Origin of the sequence: Marinomonas sp. SBI8L, from assembly GCF_001624705.1 — a bacterium.
Taxonomy (GTDB): Bacteria; Pseudomonadota; Gammaproteobacteria; order Pseudomonadales; family Marinomonadaceae; genus Marinomonas.
Window position 1 is genome coordinate 272,954 of sequence record NZ_JSEO01000002.1, and the last position, 16,857, is coordinate 289,810.

Genomic DNA, 16,857 nt, shown 5'->3' on the forward strand with positions numbered 1-16,857 from the left:
AGGTGATGTTTTTGCGAGTAATTAAAAATGCTTTACTTTTACCTTTTGTTTTAGCGTTATCAACACAGGTGTTTGCTGTTCAAAGTGATGAAATAAAGCATTTACTAGCCTATGTTGAAGCAACTGACTGTCAATATGAAAGAAATGGTAAGCATCATAATGGCAGTGAGGCGTTAACTCACATTAGGAAAAAGTATGATTATTATCAGGATGATATCCAGTCAGCAGAAGACTTTATAAAATATGCAGCAACTAAAAGTAATCTGTCTGGCAAGCACTATAAAGTTCACTGTGATAATCAAAAATCAATCAAGAGTAGTGACTGGTTAAAAGCTGAACTAAAAGCCTATAGAAAAGCACAAAATTAGCATGATACCTTTTTTTTGGTTGTGTGTTTTTTTAAGGAGCAAAACAGTCCACAGATTCTGTGTGTATTTCTTTCAAAGGCTGTGGGCTTTTTCTTAAACGTCTTGTTGATAAAAATTCTGAGCTTATTCATATGAGGCGTTGATCAAAGAAATCCTCCCAATAACCATGTAACTAAACAAAATGCTTTACATGGTTATTGCATTGTTGAGGATGATCGAACTTTAATTTTCTTAGGGTTTAAGCTATAAATTTAGCGGCAAGTTTATTTAAATTGTCTGCAATATTCGCTTGTTCATTCGCAACATTCGAGACTTCTCTCGCGCCAGACGTGACACTTTCAGATTTAACATCAATGTCACTGATCTTATGGTTAATTTCCTCGGTTACTTTTACCTGTTCACCCGCAGTAGAGGCTATCTGCTCAATCATCAGAGTAACACTTGAAACAGACGTTACTATGCTATCTAAAGCAAGCTCAATTTGATGAGTGCCTTTAATACTGTCAGCAGCACGTTTTTGAGTAGCTGATACTTTATTGTTTGCAATATTAGTCTCACCTTGAAGCTTATTAATAATATCCTCTATTTCAATTGTGGAGTCTTGTGTCCGTTGCGCTAAGGTTCTTACTTCATCTGCAACCACGGCAAACCCTCGGCCTTGTTCGCCTGCTCGTGCGGCCTCAATTGCTGCATTTAACGCAAGTAAGTTGGTCTGTTCTGCGATCCCCTTAATAACATCGATTACTTGAGTAATATTTGATGCGGTTGAATTCAGGCCAGCGATAAGACCCTCAACTTCAGTAACTTCAGTTACAAGCTCATTAATGGTTTGTAATGCACCACTAACAATCTTTTGGCTTTCAACAGTTTTACTATTCACTTCATGTGTTGAGTTCATCGCTTCATCAGTATTTTTTGAAACTTCTAGAGTTGTTGCCGACATTTCTTCTACAGCACTAGCAACTTGTGAGGTTTCATGTCGTTGCCCTTGTAAACTATCAACATTGTTATTGATAATGTTGCTTGATTGGTGGGCAGAAGCGGATAGAGATTGGCTATTATTTTTAATTTCTGAAATAGCATGAGAGAAGGTGCTCAGCGCTTTATTTAACCCCTTAGCAACATCTCCAAGCTCATCATTGCTAAAGACTTCTGTTTGCGATGTTAAATCAAAGTCATTATTCAGGCTTTCAACTGTATTAGATAGGGCTTTAAGCTGCCTTAATAAATTCGATAAAATGCTGGTGATTATGATTGAAGTTAATACTAATACGACTAATACAATGATTATTTTTGCGATGACATCATTATTAGCAGTATTCAAGGACGATGCTATTTTATCTTTGATTTCTTTTGTCTGAAAATCTTCTATGCTCTTTAAAAGATTAATTCGTGTGGTAGCATTTTTAAACCATACTGAAGCGTCTGTATTAAATGGCCCTTGTTGGCCAATATCAGCAATAAGTTTCCTCATCTTGTCGACGGCAATAACACTTGGGTCTGATAAGGTGGTCTGGAATGCTTTGACTGCTTCTTCGGACGCTTTAACCTCAAACTGTTCTAGATAGGTGTTTTGTAATGCAACTAGGGTTGTGAATTTCTGAAAAGCCGCAGGCGAGAACTCATCTTGAACAAAGCCCCCACTTACAACGGCTCGTTCAATACCAGCACGTTCTTTCGCCTCAAGAAAATTGTAATAAGCGATAAAGTTAGTCACGGTTTCTGTAGGACTCAAAGTAGGCAGAAGGCCGTTTAAACTAATCATAACCTTGTTCTGTGATGTGTAATATCCAATGGCTTCTGGTAGCTTGATAGATAAATTATCAGCTCTATCTCGTATGTTACTCAGTTGAGATAACTTATTTTTGATATTAGCAATAATTGAATTTACTTGTGCATTATTACTATTATAACTTTTGAGATAGGCATCAAAATTTTCTTTGGCTTTATCCGTTAATTTTCGCTGAGCGTTAAGTTCTGTTTTAAACTTTGTGCCGTTACTGCCAAGAAAGACGGCACTTGCGCCTCGTTCTTTTTGTAGCTCGTGTACTAAAGCATTATTAGCAACAGTAAGGCTTAATAACTGTTTGATGTTTGATAATTGACCCTGAGACTCTACAAGTAAACTTATTTTTGCATAACTGAAATATAAACTTGCAAGAAGAGGGAAGATCACAAGAAGTATCAATTTCTTTTTAAAAGATAAGTTGTTAAGTAAGTGCATAATCCCTCGCAAATAAGTCATATAAGTAAAAATTGAATCTAATAGTAGCAGCTTAAATTGATTGACTCTGTGTATTCTTTATATGATTCATAGCTATCTAGTTAAAAATTGTAAGTTGGTTTTCATGTTTGATATCAAGAAATTGAATAAAACTAGTGCCGTTAAGTGAATACTATTTCAATGCTTTCGGGCTTAATACTCGGCTGCTAGTGGCAATGCACTTAATGAATAGAAAGTAAATAGGGGAAGTAAGCGGTTATTGAAGGTTAATGACACAGATAAATATAAAGCTAAGCTATTTAAGGCCCACTTATAAAATAGGCCTTATTGATATTGTTTTACTCCATGTCTTTTGCGTCTTTATAGACAGCTGCAATTCTTACAAATTGATCTTCAACTGCTAGAAACGCTTTAACCACTTCTGGGTCAAAGTGAGTTCCATCTCCCTCCAAAATAATACTTTTAGCTTTGTCATGACTAAACGCTGGTTTGTACACGCGTTTAGAAATCAGAGCATCATAAACATCTGCTAGTGCCATTAATCGGCCCGATAAAGGTATATCTTCTCCTGCTAGTTGATTTGGGTAGCCAGAACCATTCCATTTCTCATGATGAGTAAGGGATATCTCTTTTGCGACACGTAAGAATGAACTACTGCCAAGCTGTTTTTCGGCCGTAGAAAGTGCTTCAGCACCTATTTGTGGATGGGTTTTCATGATTTCAAACTCATCGTCCGTTAACTTACCCGGCTTTAATAAAACATTATCAGGAATCCCAACCTTACCCACATCGTGTAATGGTGCCGATTTATAAAGTAATTCGATATAGTTAGTCGTTAGAAACGATGCATATTTATCCGTTAGGCTTAAGTGCTCAGCAAGGACTTTGACATATTCTTGCGTTCTAATAATGTGAGCGCCTGTTTCATTGTCTCTTGATTCTGCTAAAGCGGATAAACTTACAATTGCTACGTCTCGCGTTGTTTTAACTTCAGACTGAGCTGTCTGTAAGCTATCAAGCATACTGTTTGTGAGTGATGCCATAGAGCCTAATTCATCATGAGAGAAGATAGGTAATCTGACATCTATATTGCCTTGAGTAACTTGTTGTAAGGAATGCTCTTGAGATAAGAGAATACGTTTGATGAGCTTGCTCCAAAGTAACATGATACTAATCGCATAACCTGCAAGCACAGCAGATAAAAAGACGAATTCTTTGATAACACTTATTTTACCACTGCCATCTAATACTCTTCCTGGGTTTTGTTCTAACCAAAAAACATCTTTTACTGCAACCATGGTTAGCATGAAGGAAAGGGTGATTAGAAGAAGCACCACAATCCAAATCATTTGTTTAACAAGGGAGCTTCTTTGGCCGACTAGGTTGAAGTCGAACTTTCCTGACTTATCCATTTCGTCCATCTGCAGCAGTTTGCTTGAAAGTTGAAGTATTGTGCCAGTAAAAAAACCAAATAAAGTCATACCAAATAGCACTTTTAAATTGCTATCTAGGGGAAAGCTATAACTGAAGTTGTAATACAGCGCGACGGGGAGGCTCGCGATAAGAAAGAGGCCGCTGTCTAACTTGGCTAACCGTGTCTCTTTTACAAATGTATGGTTTTTAAGCAAAAAGTGACGAGTTAAAAAGAGAATTGAAAATATAATACTGACATGTGTAAAAATTTCTAAAGCAGATAAACTTTCTAAAAATGGACAAACACGACTGCCGTACAAGCCAAAAATAATGCCGGCTATAATATAGAGCTTTAGTGTTAAAGAAGCATTGTAATGCGTGTTGATCGTATGTGAGCCCATATATGAGTCCGTAGTTAATAAAGTCGAATGATGAGAAATATTATTGTTTAACCAGACATGAAGTCTATCAAGCTCATTACATCGCCATTACCGTAAAATTTTAATTCAATATTAGGTAAAGACCGTGAATTCTATCCCTAGGTTCCCGGTGAGGATATAAAAAATTAACAAACTGAATACTTATTCGACTATTTAGTGAGTTTTTGTGTACTTGTTGATTGTCCAATTCAGTTTTGAATAGTCTTAAGCCAATTTCTACAAATAATAGGAAGCCATCTATAGTTAATTAAGGTCTTGCTTATTTAGTTTTAGACCCATAATGCTTTTAGTTGAAGCCTAGGAGGAAATGATGAGCTTAGCTGATGTAGTGCAGTCTGGGTGGGAAGCGTTAGCCGCAGATGATTTTGAAAACTTAGTAAATGATTATACTGATGAAATGACATTTGTAATGCCTGGACAGTCTGATCAGCTTGAGGGAAAGCATAATTTCAGAGCTGCTTTAAACCATATTGATAAAATACTGCCTCCAGGTTTTGAGATTATGGGTTTGCGGCATATCGAAGGGCAGGGAGAAGTCGTCTCACTTGTTGAGTGGCGATCAGATAAGGTTGCTGAGTCTCATTTAGTTGTTCTCTTTAAATTTGATGCTAATAAAATTTTTGAAGAGCGTTGGTTCATTGATACAGAGCAATGGAAGTCTGCTTTTTAATTTTACGATGCCTGTCTTTACGAATATTGAATCTTAAGGGAACTTTGGATGCCTTAATGGAATCACTAACTAGATAGATTTCAATGTTAAAACTAATAGGGGACGTTTGATGAGAACAAAACTAGAGTTTTCAAGCCAGGGACAAACACTTGCTGGTTTGCTTGAAAGCCCAGATCAGGCTATTCGTGCTTATGTGCTATTTGCCCACTGCTTTACTTGTGGAAAGGATATCGCTGCTGCTTCTCGCATAAGCCGCTACCTAGTACAACATGGGTTTGCTGTTTTTAGATTCGATTTCACCGGTTTGGGCAACAGCGATGGTGATTTTGCCAATACAAATTTCTCATCTAATACTCAAGATCTATTAGCAGCGGCAAGCTTCTTAGAAGAGAAATATCAGGCACCAGAGCTTCTTATTGGCCATAGTTTAGGTGGCGCTGCCGTTCTTGCTATGGCGTCAGAGCTTCCAAAAGTAAAAGCGGTGGTGACAATAGGTGCACCCCATGAAGCAGGTCATGTAATTCACAATTTTGACGCTCACTTGGAAACGATAGAAAGCTTAGGTGAAGCGAAAGTAAGCCTTGGAATGCGTGAATTTACCATTAAAAAACAGTTCTTAGATGACCTTAATAATCAAACAACAGAGCATATTCAACATCTTAATAAAGCATTACTAGTGATGCATTCCCCAGTGGATCTCACGGTAGATATAAGTGATGCTGAGAAAATTTATAAAGCGGCAAAACATCCTAAGAGCTTTGTGAGTCTTGATACCGCGGACCATTTATTATCTAAACCTGCTGATAGTGAGTATGTTGCCCAAACCATTTCGGGATGGGCAAGTCGCTATATTCCTATCGCTGAGACAAAAAGGCCAGATGTAGCTAATGGTCATGTTAGTGTGGCCGAGTTAGATCATAAATTTCAACAACAGGTCTTTAGTGATCATCATCAATGGTTTGCGGACGAACCAACTAAGGTGGGAGGACAGAACTCTGGTCCTGATCCTTATGAGCACCTTCTTGCCGCGCTAGGTACATGCACTGCTATGACTATTCGAATGTATGCTAATCATAAAAAGCTGCCACTTGAGCATGTTGAAGTTAGCTTATTCCATGATAGGAGCTATTTAGACGATGCAGACCATGCCGCAGAAAAGGGAAGTCAGATTGAAGCATTAGTCAGGAAAGTCCAGCTAGTTGGCGCTCTAACAGAAGAACAAAAGGTAAGGTTGATGGAAATCGCTGATCGATGCCCAGTTCACAGAACTCTTCATAATAATCCAAAAGTGGTGACTCATTTAATTGAAGAGTAAAAGTCTCTGGTAAACTTTTGAGGTCGTGGCATTATGTGTTCTTGCTGGTTAGGATAACCATAAGCCACTTCTTCAGATTAAATTAGAAATTCATGAATCGTTTTGATCGCGTTACGTCCCTCTTATTGTTATTACAAACCCGTTCAGTCGTAACTGCTCGCTTTTTATCTGAGCATTTTGATGTCTCTGAACGCACTATTTATCGAGATATAAGAACCTTAGAGAATGCCGGTGTCCCTATTGGGGCAGAAGCGGGTGTTGGCTATTTTATTGAACAAGGTTATCGATTACCGCCAGTCAGCTTTACACTGGACGAAGCGGCATCTCTTTTATTAGGAGAAAAGCTTTTAGTCTCAAGCCTTGATAATGATTCCTTAAAAGACTTTAAACTTGCGCTAAATAAAATCAGATCAGTTATTGATAATGCTGATAAAGATTTCTTAAGTGCTTTTGACGGTGATATTGAAGTCTTTCCGACAGGTAGTCAGTTTCCGATGGATGAGATCCAAAAAACAAGCGAACAAAATAAGGAAGAAGTAAATCAAGGAGGCATGTTAGCGAGTAGTGATAAGTGGTTAAGAGAGTGTCGTACTGTCCTGATTCGACGACAAGTTGTAGCAATTGATTATATGGCTTTGAATAGCGATCAAATAACGCTTAGGAATATCGAGCCAATTGGTTTGTTTTATTATAACTGGCATTGGCATCTCATTGCTTGGTGTCGTCTACGCCAAGGGTATCGTGACTTTAGATTAGATCGTGTCAGTGCTTTTCAACCACAATCAGAGCAATTTGCTAAACATAGTCGATTAACCTTGCAAGAGTATTTGAATGAGCAACCAGGGCGAGATGAATTAGAAGAAGTAGAGATAATATTTAGTTCTGACATTGCTCGTTTTGTGGGTGAGCAGCGTTATATGTTTGGTTTTATCAGTGAAGAAAGACATGAAAGAGGGGTGTTAATGCGATTTTTAACCCCAGTGCCAGAGTATATGGCCCGTTGGCTTTTACAGTACACCCATGATATTGAGGTAATTAGTGGCGAATCGATTAAATCAGCGCTAAAAGATTTTTCGGCGCAATTATATAAACATTGGTATTCATAAAAGCTACTGACATAGGGTTGTCAGTCATCAATGTCACTATTGTTTCAACGCAAATATAGCGTGAAGGGTGCGGATGGAAAACTTAAACATCGCATCGATCAATCAACAATAGGAGACTCATAATGCAACGTACGGCTGTTAACCCATGGAACTGGTCACAAGCACTTGGTTACAACCAAGGTGAAATTATTCAAGACGTTAAAAGACAGTTAATCTGCTCAGGACAAACCAGCGTTGATGATAAAGGCAATCCACAGCATCTTGAAGATATGCGTATGCAAATGGATTTAGCGCTAAATAATCTAGACGCTGTATTAAAAAATGCAGAGATGACACTGACCAACATTAGTAAGTTATCTATTTTCACTACAGATGTGGATGAAACGATGAAGAACTTTGATATTTTAGGCGCAAAGTTCGGGCAAGTTGGTACAACCCCAACGATGACACTAGTTGAAGTGACGCGCCTTGCGGTTCCTGGTTTGATGTTTGAAGTTGAAGCAATTGCATTCGACTAAATACAAAGTAAAGCTGGTTTCATAACAAAGTAAAGCTGGTTTCATAACAAAGTAAAACGCACGATAAATATCGTGCGTTTTTAATTAAGCATTATTTAAATTACTTACCTTACAAGCCATCACTAACTTCATTGAAAGGATCAATCTCAGGAGTAACAGACTCTATATCTTCAGCATGCTCTGGTGATTTCTAAGGAATCACGACCAAATTAGTTAATTAGTGGTAGCAGGGCCTTCATCCGTACCGTTCACAACAAATATCCAGCTCGAACCATAGTTTGTGTTAACCGCTTGCCAAACATAGTAGTAGCCAAAGCATCTTCAATTTCAATCTCAGCTCCTTACGCACGCACATCACCCCCTAAAGCTAAATGCTATTAGTTAATTGCAGTGACAGTGATTCGTTCTGGTCTATAACTGCTTTCTGCCCCACAAACTCGCTCAAGTGTCGTAATCAATAAAAGGTTTAGTTAAACCTGCCAAGGCTGTGATTGGGGTGGCGATTAATAATAACTCTATGCAGGAATGCTAGTTTAGGTTTGAGATCAAAGGGCGTGAATTTTAGCTGGAGGTAGTTAAGCGATTGGCCTGAATAATGGAGAGGATTACAGGAGTTTTATTTGGGGTACGAGTTAGAGTTATAGGGACAGTAGCGTTAAAAGAGCATGGTTCAATAATATCCAAATCAGGCGTTATTGAGCCATAAAGTGATATTGATATAGCTCGAATAAAATCCACCGCCCCATTTAGGGGTGTTTACTGGGATGTTATAGGCAATGAAAGGAAGCCTATAACAATGAATAAATTCAAATTTAAAAGGTTGAAATATGTATGCACAAATAGAGAAGTCGAAAGAATATAATAGGCGAGCGGTTGCTAATTCATCTCCACCAAAGAAAAGTAATGATAAACAAGATTATTGGTCTGTAGCTAATCGCTCTGAAGTTGTTACACAAAGAACACTCAAAGTAGCGGGGCAAGAGATAAAAGACGCAGATATAGAGGCCGCCATGCTCTCGGCAGCAAAAAAGCAATTATTACCAAAGGTATTTTATAATCGTAGTAACAGAACAAATATATACACAATTAACGAAAAAGGAAAATCGGCAAAACAGAAATTGTTAGATAAATATAGGAAAAGTGAATTAAGACTTCGGAGTAAAGATTCATTGGTATATCAAGTTAGTCAAGATATGTACCTCATTGAAGGGTCTGAAAATAGTAACGAAGACCAATTAATAGCAATCCCACATCAACATTATGAATATACAAAAGGCAATGACAACAAACCAACAGCGAAGGGGTTGGGACATTGGAACAATGATATGCGTATTTATAGGAACCTGCCAAAATTTGCATGGGATCAAGCAAAATTGGTTGGGCATGGTGGCTCTCTAGGGCAAGCACTACATTACTTTAGGCGAGATCAAAAGGAAACTGATAAAAACCAGAATAGGGTATCTTACATTGTAGAGTTCACTATACCAAGGAAACTAACGAAAGATATGATTAGAGATATAAAAGGAGGTTCGGAAGGTGAGCTCACAAATGAATCCAAATTTGGCGGAAAGAGTGAGCAGAACACCGCATTTGGTGAGACAAGTGGACTATTCAGTGTTGATATGGGTAACTCTGGTGAGCTTCTTAAAAATAATGGAGCAGTTAGCCGTGTAGTCGCGTCAACTGGGGCTTATGTACCAACGGAAAAGAAGCATGGGCGAGAGTGGACAAAAGGTTTAGCGATAAAACCAGAAGATTGGTAACCTCTAAGGTAAGTTCTTCATAAGATTTAAAATCAAGCAGTTTAGTCTTCTTCTGCATCTAAGTCCATAACAAAACCTAAAAATCATTAAAACGCTTTTTAGTCCTATTGTTATAGGCAATAGAAAAAGCCTATAACAAGGAATAAAGCCAAGTTAATGAGGCTTGAGATATGTATACATCGGCGGAGAAGAAAAAATGGTGTGTTAGGTGATTTGGTCACGTAAAAGAAAGCGTTAATTGTGCTTGCTTAGTGATCTTTGGTACTGGGTGTTAAGCTGGCACAATTAATGGTGCTTTTAAGGAATCAGAGTAAAAATAACCCGGCTAGGCCGAGCATAAAATATCAGCTCGCAGTATTTAATATGTCTATTTTAATTTGATTTAGGCACAGATCTTTCATAACTGCTTTTCACTGTGTTTAGGGTTTTATGATGGATGTATAATTTCATCTCATTCTTATATCTGTTTATAAAGATAGATCTTGCCAGTTTATACAAAAATGTTAATTATCTGCTATTAAATTAGAACTAACTTAACTAAATAGCATCCAAGGTTAAATCTGAGCTCTTTAGTGCATTCTAAATTGCATTTGAATGAGGCTAATAACAAACAAAAGGATGTTAGATCTATGATGAAATACATTTCAGCGAGCGTTTTGGCTCTCTCACTTTCTTCTGCGCTTATTGCAGATGATCATGGGGTAGGCTTAGTGAGTATTAAAAGCCAGCATACGGTGAAGCAAACAGCAGACCGTTTTGAAACTATTTTAAAGAAGAAGGGGATTAATGTATTTGCTAGGGTAGATCATGAGCAAAATGCTGAGAAGGTGGCGCTTAAGTTGGTGCCAACTCAGGTAATTATTTTCGGTAACCCTAAAGTTGGTACACCCTTAATGCAATGCTCTAAAACCGTCGCAATAGACTTGCCGCAAAAAGCCTTGTTTTGGCAAGATGATAAAGGCCAAGCTTGGGTAACTTATAATGCACCAGCTCATCTCAAAGAGAGGCATGCGATTAAAGGTTGTGATCAAGTAATCACTAAAATTTCTAATGTATTAGCAAATCTTACCCGTGCGGCGGCGAATTAACTGAAATCAGTATTTGAAAGGGTATTAATCAAAAACGCCTGTTCAAGTGACCAGGCGTTTTTAGTTTCAGGATAGTAAGGTTTATCGTTAGCTTTTAGGCTCGTCTTTTTTGTCTGAAAGTGCTTCTTTAGAGTCACTGTTTGAATCTAATGAAACATCATCTGGCGTATCTGTTGCTGATCCTTTAGAAGCTTCTTCAGATGCTTCTGACGCCAGTTTTTCAGATTCAGCGCTTTCTTCTTGATCGAGAGACGCTTCTTCTTCAGTCTCAGCTGGTTGGTTCTCTTCCGAGTCAAGGTCATCGCTCACTTCAATGAAAGGGTCAATGTCAGGAATAACTGCTTCTACCTCTTCAGCATGCTCAGGTGCTTTCTCTGCGATCATTTCAACCATATCCGTAATGGTCTGCTCCACATCACCATCATCGGCAAGACGATCGGCATAACGCATTTCTTCAAGGTTAGTTGCCGCACTCGTTGCGTAAGCTTCGGCGATCTCGACAACCACTTCTGGGTTATCTTCGATAACTGCCTCTGTTGCCGCTTCGATAATCTCCAAACTGTGTTCAGGGTCAGCTTCTGTCATCACAGTGGCAAGTTCAGCAATATCTTCAGACTCCGCTTCTTCAAAGACCATATTAACTAGGTCTGTAGTCGATTCTGGCGTCGCTGTAATAATGGTTTGAATCAATTCTTGTTGATTATCAGGGTCTTCTCTATTTACCCTTTGATATAGCTCTGTTACATCAACCCCTTCAACACCAGCCACCGCTTTAGCAATGTCTAGAATATGATCAGGGTCCGCTTTGGCTAAAATACTCACCATCTTTAAAGCAAGCTTTGGATCTATCATAGCGATATCGACAGCAGTTTGAGCCTCTGGGCTCAAAGTAACGGTATCAACATATTCAGTACGAGGGTCAAGCTCGGTACTTACCCAACCGGTTGCGCCACCTTGTGCAACGAAAGCCTCTTGTTGTTCGGTTGGAATCGAACGTCGAACTCGGCTTCGATAAACAATGAAGAAGGCAAAAACTAGCTGCATTATTGCTAAAGAGGTGAAGAAGTAGTCCACGCCAATATGCTGCATGACCAAACCAACAGTATAAGGCCCTATGATACCACCACTGGCATATATAATAATCATAGCGCCAATGGCACTACCCATTTCATTCTGCTGCAAACGGTCGAAGGTTTCAGCAATGCCTAGCGGGTACAAGCTTGACACAATGCCACTACTTAAACTGATTAACACCAGAGACACAATGAAAAGGTCAAAGTCTAAAATATAAGGCGTTATTAAGGTACAAACCATTGAGAAGAGCACGATATTAAGCATGACTTTACGACGCTCAAATCGATCGGCTAAATAGCCTATTGGAAGCTGTAAAATCACACCGCCAATGATCGCTGCACCTACAAGCAAAGATAGGTTTAATCCTGCAATACCTTTAGACCCCGCATAAACAGGTAACATGCTTAATAATGACCCTAAGACAAAGCCACAAATAAGCACAGCTGTAACACCAACTGGTGACGTTTTAATTAACTTTATTATCGGCATAGGTGCTGTATCTTCGACTTCTGGTGCTGTGGCTTTACCCATAGCAATAGGAACGACGCCACCACAAAGTAAAAGACCGGCAATGATATACAAAGTGGCATCACTGATATCTGCCAAGTTGATCATGAAAGATCCGAGGAACATGGCTAGCAAGACAACAATTTGATTGGTCGCCAAAATACGTGCACGTGTTTCGCTGGTGGCTCTTTCACTTAACCAACCATCAGAAACAATGTTTGTAGAAGCAATACAAAACCCCATGAGAATTCGCATGACAGCCCATACCCACTCATTAAGCCATAGGTAGCATATCAAGATACTAATAGCAGCAAGTGCAGCACAGGCGCTGTAAACTCGAATGTGACCGACACGAATAATCAATCGTCGCGTGTAAATGCCGCCTAACAATAAGCCCACGGAAAACATGGACATAATCATACCGATACTACCGGCGCTGGCGTTTTCTATACTCAATCTTAATGGCAATAGGATATTGATTAATCCATGGCTCAAAAAGATCACAAAACCACTGGTAAACAGTGCGAGTAAAGAAAGAAGTGTTGCAGTCATGGGCTAAGATCTCAACAGGTAATGGGCCGATGGCTTTGGTTGATGGGTTAAAATTTTGGCAAATGTACGCCCTAAAGAATCTCCGAGTCAATCATTAAATTTAACATCAGCTCAGAATAGTCTGAAAGCGACAAAATAACAGTTTCTAAAGGGGGGGAAATAGAAAAAATACGCGAAAATCTAATTGTCATATATAGATTTAGGCTTGCGAGCCAGGCTAATTTTACTATGACGTTTTTAGGTAGATTTTTGATAAATGAAGTGATTAAGAGTTAACCACATTAATAGGAAGGATACTCATAAAATGCTTTTGTAAAAAGCGATAACTTTTTGCTTAAAATTAGCTGGTGAGGCGCTAAATAAGATAGAATGCGCGCCTATTATTTTAGCTTTGAGCCCTTATCTAAATGAACACAAGTGTAGTAACTAAGTTTGCCGAATTAAATCTTATCCAACCTTTGCTTGATAGGCTGATTGAATTGGACTATCAGCAGCCAACACCAATCCAAATTGAGGCGATTCCTCATATCATTGCAGGACGAGATTTGATCGCAGGTGCCAATACAGGTTCAGGTAAGACCGCAAGTTTTGCTCTGCCTTTGCTGCAAAATACTTATCGTTCAAAACAAGATATAACAAAGAGCAAAACGAATAAGGGAAACTTTGTAACCGGTTTGATCTTAGTGCCTACCCGTGAGCTTGCCAAACAGGTTGTGGATAGTATTAAGTCTTATGCTAGCCACCTTAATGGTGATGTTAAGACTGTCTGTGTTTTTGGTGGCGTATCTATTAACCCTCAAATGCTGGCTTTACGAGGTGGTGCGGATATTTTAGTTGCAACACCTGGGCGATTGTTAGATTTAATTTCTTCAAATGCGGTGAAGTTGGATAAGGTTTCAACGTTAGTGCTTGATGAAGCTGATCGCATGCTTAGCTTAGGTTTTACAGATGAAATCAATGAAGTGTTGGCGCTTTTGCCTAAATCAAGGCAAACCTTATTGTTTTCAGCAACTTTTCCAGAGCAAGTTAAAGCATTAACCCAAACACTACTCACAGACCCTATTGAGATTCAATTACAGAGTGCAGATGCAAGTTCACTCGTACAACGTGTGTTTACCGTTAATCAAGGACAAAAAACAGCATTACTCGCTCATTTGATTAAAGAGTATCAATGGCAGCAGGTACTTATTTTTGTCAATGCAAAAAATGCTTGTGAGCACCTTGCTGACAAACTTTCAAAACGTGGTGTTTATGTTGATGTTTTCCATGGCGACAAGGGGCAGGGCGCTCGTAATAAAGTGCTGGATGCCTTTAAAGCAGGTGAAATAGATGTCTTAATTGCAACCGATATTGCCGCCCGTGGACTCGATATTGAAAAGCTTCCAGTAGTTATCAATTATGACTTACCTAGAAGCCCCTCTGACTATATGCATCGTATTGGTCGAAGTGGTCGTGCGGGTGAAGTCGGTTTAGCTTTATCTTTAATTGATCATGAAGACTATCACCACTTTAAAGTGATAGAGAAAAAGAACAAAATCCGTTTAGAAAGGGAAGAAGTAGAAGGTTTTGAAGTGGACCAAAGTCTTATTCCTAAGCTTGATAAACCGATGGCTAAACCAGAAGGAACGGGGAAGAAAAAACGTAAAAAGAGATCCGCTCAAGCTGCTGATGTATGGTTGAACGCTACTGATTAAGGTAAATCGACTCGAATTAAATAAAAAGGGAATAGAGCAAATGTCTATTCCCTTTTTTTGACATCAATTTATACAGCAAATTTACTGGTTTCTTGTTGTAAGTTTGATGATAAACGATTTAATTCATCTACTTGGCTTTCGGTTGATACTGCTTCATCTGACAGTTTATCGGCTAAGTCTCTGATATTGGTTGTACGAGTACTAATGTCATCACGAACACGGACTTGATCTTGAGTCGCAAGCGATATTTTTTGTGTCATCTGTTCAATTTCTTGTACAGATATCATAATGCCATCAATCATTTTCTGAGCTTGATCCGCCTCACTCACACTACCTGTCGCAAGTTCAGCACTGTCGCGCATGAGCTCTGCCGCTTTCATAGAGGATTGTTGCACATTGGCAATCATAGTTTGAATTTCTGTTGTCGAATCACTTGTTCGACTTGATAGGCTACGTACTTCATCTGCAACGACAGCAAAACCTCGGCCAGCTTCACCTGCTCTAGCAGCTTCTATAGCAGCGTTAAGTGCCAATAAATTGGTCTGTTCGGCGATATCATCAATGGTTGAAACGATACCCGCTATACTTTGTGCTTGAGTATTAAGTTCAGTCACAACTTCGTTGGCATCGGTTAGTTTATTCGCGAGGTAATTTATAGACTGTTGACTAGACTTCATTTGCACAATCCCTTCCTCACTTAGGCGTAAAGTACTAGAGATTTGCTGAGTGGTTGTCTCGACATTGTTACTAATTAGGTTGGTCGACTCATTAAGCGTTTCAGCAGCATTAGAAGCCTCATGGGTATTTTGCATTTGCTGTTGAATATGTTGACGGTTTTCAATAACTGAGTGGGAAAGTGAATCTGCTTGTCCTGCAACCCCTTTAGATACTTCGCCTAAGTGTTGGATGATCTGGTGAACATTATCAGTAAAACGGTTAAAGTCGTTAGCAACTAGACCAACTTCATCACGGCTTTTTATATTAATTCTTCGTGTTAAATCTCCATCACCATTAGCAATATCATTTAACGCTTTGCGTAGAGAGAATAGATCTCTAAATAGAATATTGACTAACCAATTAACCATAAAGACAGCAATTAACGTAAAGCCAATACTAATTAGCATTAGGGTATAAAATGTTTCCCAATACTCAGCGAGTTCTGTTGCTTGATCTGCTTCTACACCAAGTACCCATGAAGAATCCTTAATCGGTAAGAAATGAAGAATCTTATTACCTGATTGGCTATTCAAAGTTAAATAAGCGCTTTCATTAAGTGCTGCTTGATACTTCTCTTTGGAGAAGGCTTGATATAAATCAGCGACATCTTTTTGAATGAGATCTTTTTGTTTGTGGGCGATAACTTGGCCTTCGCCATTAAGTAAAAAGATATGGCTATTTTTACCTGTCTCAACATTGGTGATTGCTGAGAATAAATCTTTAATTTTTAAATCGACACCCATAACCCCTTGTACCTTGCCTGACTCGTAAATCGGTCTAGCAATGGTAAAGGTCATTTCTTGTGTATTAACATCTTTATATGGGCCAATCAGCTCTATTTCACCAGAAGATGTTACCTTCTTGTACCAAGGGCGTTGGCGTGGATCATAATTGTTGACGAACTTTGTGAAACCATTGGTTCCAACTCGAGTTCCATCATTTAAACCTGCATAGATAGAAGAAAAGTTACCCGCTGTGATCGCCATTGTAAGCTGCTTTACAAAGACTCCTTCATCTAAGGGTTGCTCAGCAAGAGAGCTAAGTATTTGATGCTTGGAGTTTATCCAGGTTTCGACACTATCACTTACTGTATTGGAGATGCTTCCAATACGTTGGTACATGCTTTGTTCCATCGCAGTTGAAAGTTTTTGCGTAGAAAACAAGGTGAGTACAACACTGGTAAAAAGAACGGCAGCAGTTGCGATTAGACTAATTTTTATTTTTAAAGAATGGCTAAACATATTTCTCTCTAAATAGATCCTTGAGGGAAAGATATAAATAGACCTAATTCACCTTAGAAAAAGTTAATTGCAATTTTTATGGCTGAAAGAGAGTAAATTTAAGCTTTCCTTAGATTAAACTTATTTTGAACTGAACGGTTTTAACTATGAGTTTTTGCTATAGATTT

The 16,857-nt window shown here is 38.7% G+C and carries 12 protein-coding genes; 8 read left to right on the forward strand and 4 right to left on the reverse strand.

Annotation, left to right across the window (positions count from 1 at the left end; genetic code table 11):
* Window positions 1–11: 11 nt before the first annotated feature.
* Window positions 12–368, forward strand: coding sequence for a DUF5329 family protein (locus tag OA91_RS03305; protein ID WP_197477726.1), 357 nt, complete (start codon window positions 12–14; stop codon window positions 366–368).
* A 238-nt stretch (window positions 369–606) separates the two neighbouring features.
* Here OA91_RS03305 and OA91_RS03310 read toward each other — a convergent pair whose 3' ends face one another.
* Window positions 607–2,592 (reverse strand): methyl-accepting chemotaxis protein, encoded by a 1,986-nt coding sequence (locus tag OA91_RS03310; RefSeq protein ID WP_063337147.1) that lies wholly within the window; start codon window positions 2,590–2,592, stop codon window positions 607–609.
* 338 nt (window positions 2,593–2,930) lie between these two features.
* The gene (locus OA91_RS03315) at window positions 2,931–4,406 is read right to left on the reverse strand and encodes an HD domain-containing phosphohydrolase (protein WP_063337148.1); all 1,476 of its coding nucleotides are present in this window, start codon (window positions 4,404–4,406) and stop codon (window positions 2,931–2,933) included.
* Window positions 4,407–4,755: 349 nt separating this feature from the next.
* On the opposite strand from OA91_RS03315, the gene OA91_RS03320 reads away from it, so the two are divergent.
* The 6 genes from OA91_RS03320 (at window position 4,756) to OA91_RS03345 (ending at window position 10,905) form a co-directional block, all read left to right on the forward strand.
* Window positions 4,756–5,115 carry a nuclear transport factor 2 family protein gene (locus tag OA91_RS03320; RefSeq protein ID WP_063337149.1) on the forward strand — a complete coding sequence of 120 codons (360 nt, stop codon included), beginning with the start codon at window positions 4,756–4,758 and terminating at the stop codon, window positions 5,113–5,115.
* A 109-nt stretch (window positions 5,116–5,224) separates the two neighbouring features.
* Window positions 5,225–6,430 carry a bifunctional alpha/beta hydrolase/OsmC family protein gene (locus OA91_RS03325; RefSeq protein WP_063337150.1) on the forward strand — a complete coding sequence of 402 codons (1,206 nt, stop codon included), beginning with the start codon at window positions 5,225–5,227 and terminating at the stop codon, window positions 6,428–6,430.
* Window positions 6,431–6,522: 92 nt separating this feature from the next.
* On the forward strand, window positions 6,523–7,536 hold the full coding sequence (locus OA91_RS03330; protein WP_063337151.1) for a helix-turn-helix transcriptional regulator: 1,014 nt from the start codon (window positions 6,523–6,525) through the stop codon (window positions 7,534–7,536).
* A 122-nt stretch (window positions 7,537–7,658) separates the two neighbouring features.
* Entirely contained in the window at window positions 7,659–8,054 is a 396-nt protein-coding gene (locus OA91_RS03335) for a RidA family protein (protein ID WP_063337152.1), read from the forward strand.
* An 827-nt stretch (window positions 8,055–8,881) separates the two neighbouring features.
* The gene (locus OA91_RS03340) at window positions 8,882–9,817 is read left to right on the forward strand and encodes a hypothetical protein (protein WP_063337153.1); all 936 of its coding nucleotides are present in this window, start codon (window positions 8,882–8,884) and stop codon (window positions 9,815–9,817) included.
* A gap of 629 nt (window positions 9,818–10,446) precedes the next feature.
* Window positions 10,447–10,905 carry a DUF302 domain-containing protein gene (locus OA91_RS03345; RefSeq protein ID WP_063337154.1) on the forward strand — a complete coding sequence of 153 codons (459 nt, stop codon included), beginning with the start codon at window positions 10,447–10,449 and terminating at the stop codon, window positions 10,903–10,905.
* A gap of 87 nt (window positions 10,906–10,992) precedes the next feature.
* On the opposite strand, the gene OA91_RS03350 is transcribed toward OA91_RS03345, so the two are convergent.
* Window positions 10,993–13,038 (reverse strand): MFS transporter, encoded by a 2,046-nt coding sequence (locus OA91_RS03350; RefSeq protein WP_063337155.1) that lies wholly within the window; start codon window positions 13,036–13,038, stop codon window positions 10,993–10,995.
* 407 nt (window positions 13,039–13,445) lie between these two features.
* Between OA91_RS03350 and OA91_RS03355 the strand changes: the two genes are divergently transcribed.
* On the forward strand, window positions 13,446–14,732 hold the full coding sequence (locus tag OA91_RS03355) for a DEAD/DEAH box helicase (RefSeq protein ID WP_063337156.1): 1,287 nt from the start codon (window positions 13,446–13,448) through the stop codon (window positions 14,730–14,732).
* A 68-nt stretch (window positions 14,733–14,800) separates the two neighbouring features.
* On the opposite strand, the gene OA91_RS03360 is transcribed toward OA91_RS03355, so the two are convergent.
* Window positions 14,801–16,690, reverse strand: coding sequence for a methyl-accepting chemotaxis protein (locus OA91_RS03360; RefSeq protein WP_063337157.1), 1,890 nt, complete (start codon window positions 16,688–16,690; stop codon window positions 14,801–14,803).
* Window positions 16,691–16,857 lie beyond the last annotated feature (167 nt).

Coding starts and splice junctions, on each gene's coding strand:
- OA91_RS03310 (WP_063337147.1), bottom strand. CDS start 2,592: ATGCACTTACTTAACAACTTATCTTTTAAAAAGAAATTGATACTTCTT.
- OA91_RS03315 (WP_063337148.1), bottom strand. CDS start 4,406: ATGGGCTCACATACGATCAACACGCATTACAATGCTTCTTTAACACTA.
- OA91_RS03320 (WP_063337149.1), top strand. CDS start 4,756: ATGAGCTTAGCTGATGTAGTGCAGTCTGGGTGGGAAGCGTTAGCCGCA.
- OA91_RS03325 (WP_063337150.1), top strand. CDS start 5,225: ATGAGAACAAAACTAGAGTTTTCAAGCCAGGGACAAACACTTGCTGGT.
- OA91_RS03330 (WP_063337151.1), top strand. CDS start 6,523: ATGAATCGTTTTGATCGCGTTACGTCCCTCTTATTGTTATTACAAACC.
- OA91_RS03335 (WP_063337152.1), top strand. CDS start 7,659: ATGCAACGTACGGCTGTTAACCCATGGAACTGGTCACAAGCACTTGGT.
- OA91_RS03340 (WP_063337153.1), top strand. CDS start 8,882: ATGTATGCACAAATAGAGAAGTCGAAAGAATATAATAGGCGAGCGGTT.
- OA91_RS03345 (WP_063337154.1), top strand. CDS start 10,447: ATGATGAAATACATTTCAGCGAGCGTTTTGGCTCTCTCACTTTCTTCT.
- OA91_RS03350 (WP_063337155.1), bottom strand. CDS start 13,038: ATGACTGCAACACTTCTTTCTTTACTCGCACTGTTTACCAGTGGTTTT.
- OA91_RS03355 (WP_063337156.1), top strand. CDS start 13,446: ATGAACACAAGTGTAGTAACTAAGTTTGCCGAATTAAATCTTATCCAA.
- OA91_RS03360 (WP_063337157.1), bottom strand. CDS start 16,690: ATGTTTAGCCATTCTTTAAAAATAAAAATTAGTCTAATCGCAACTGCT.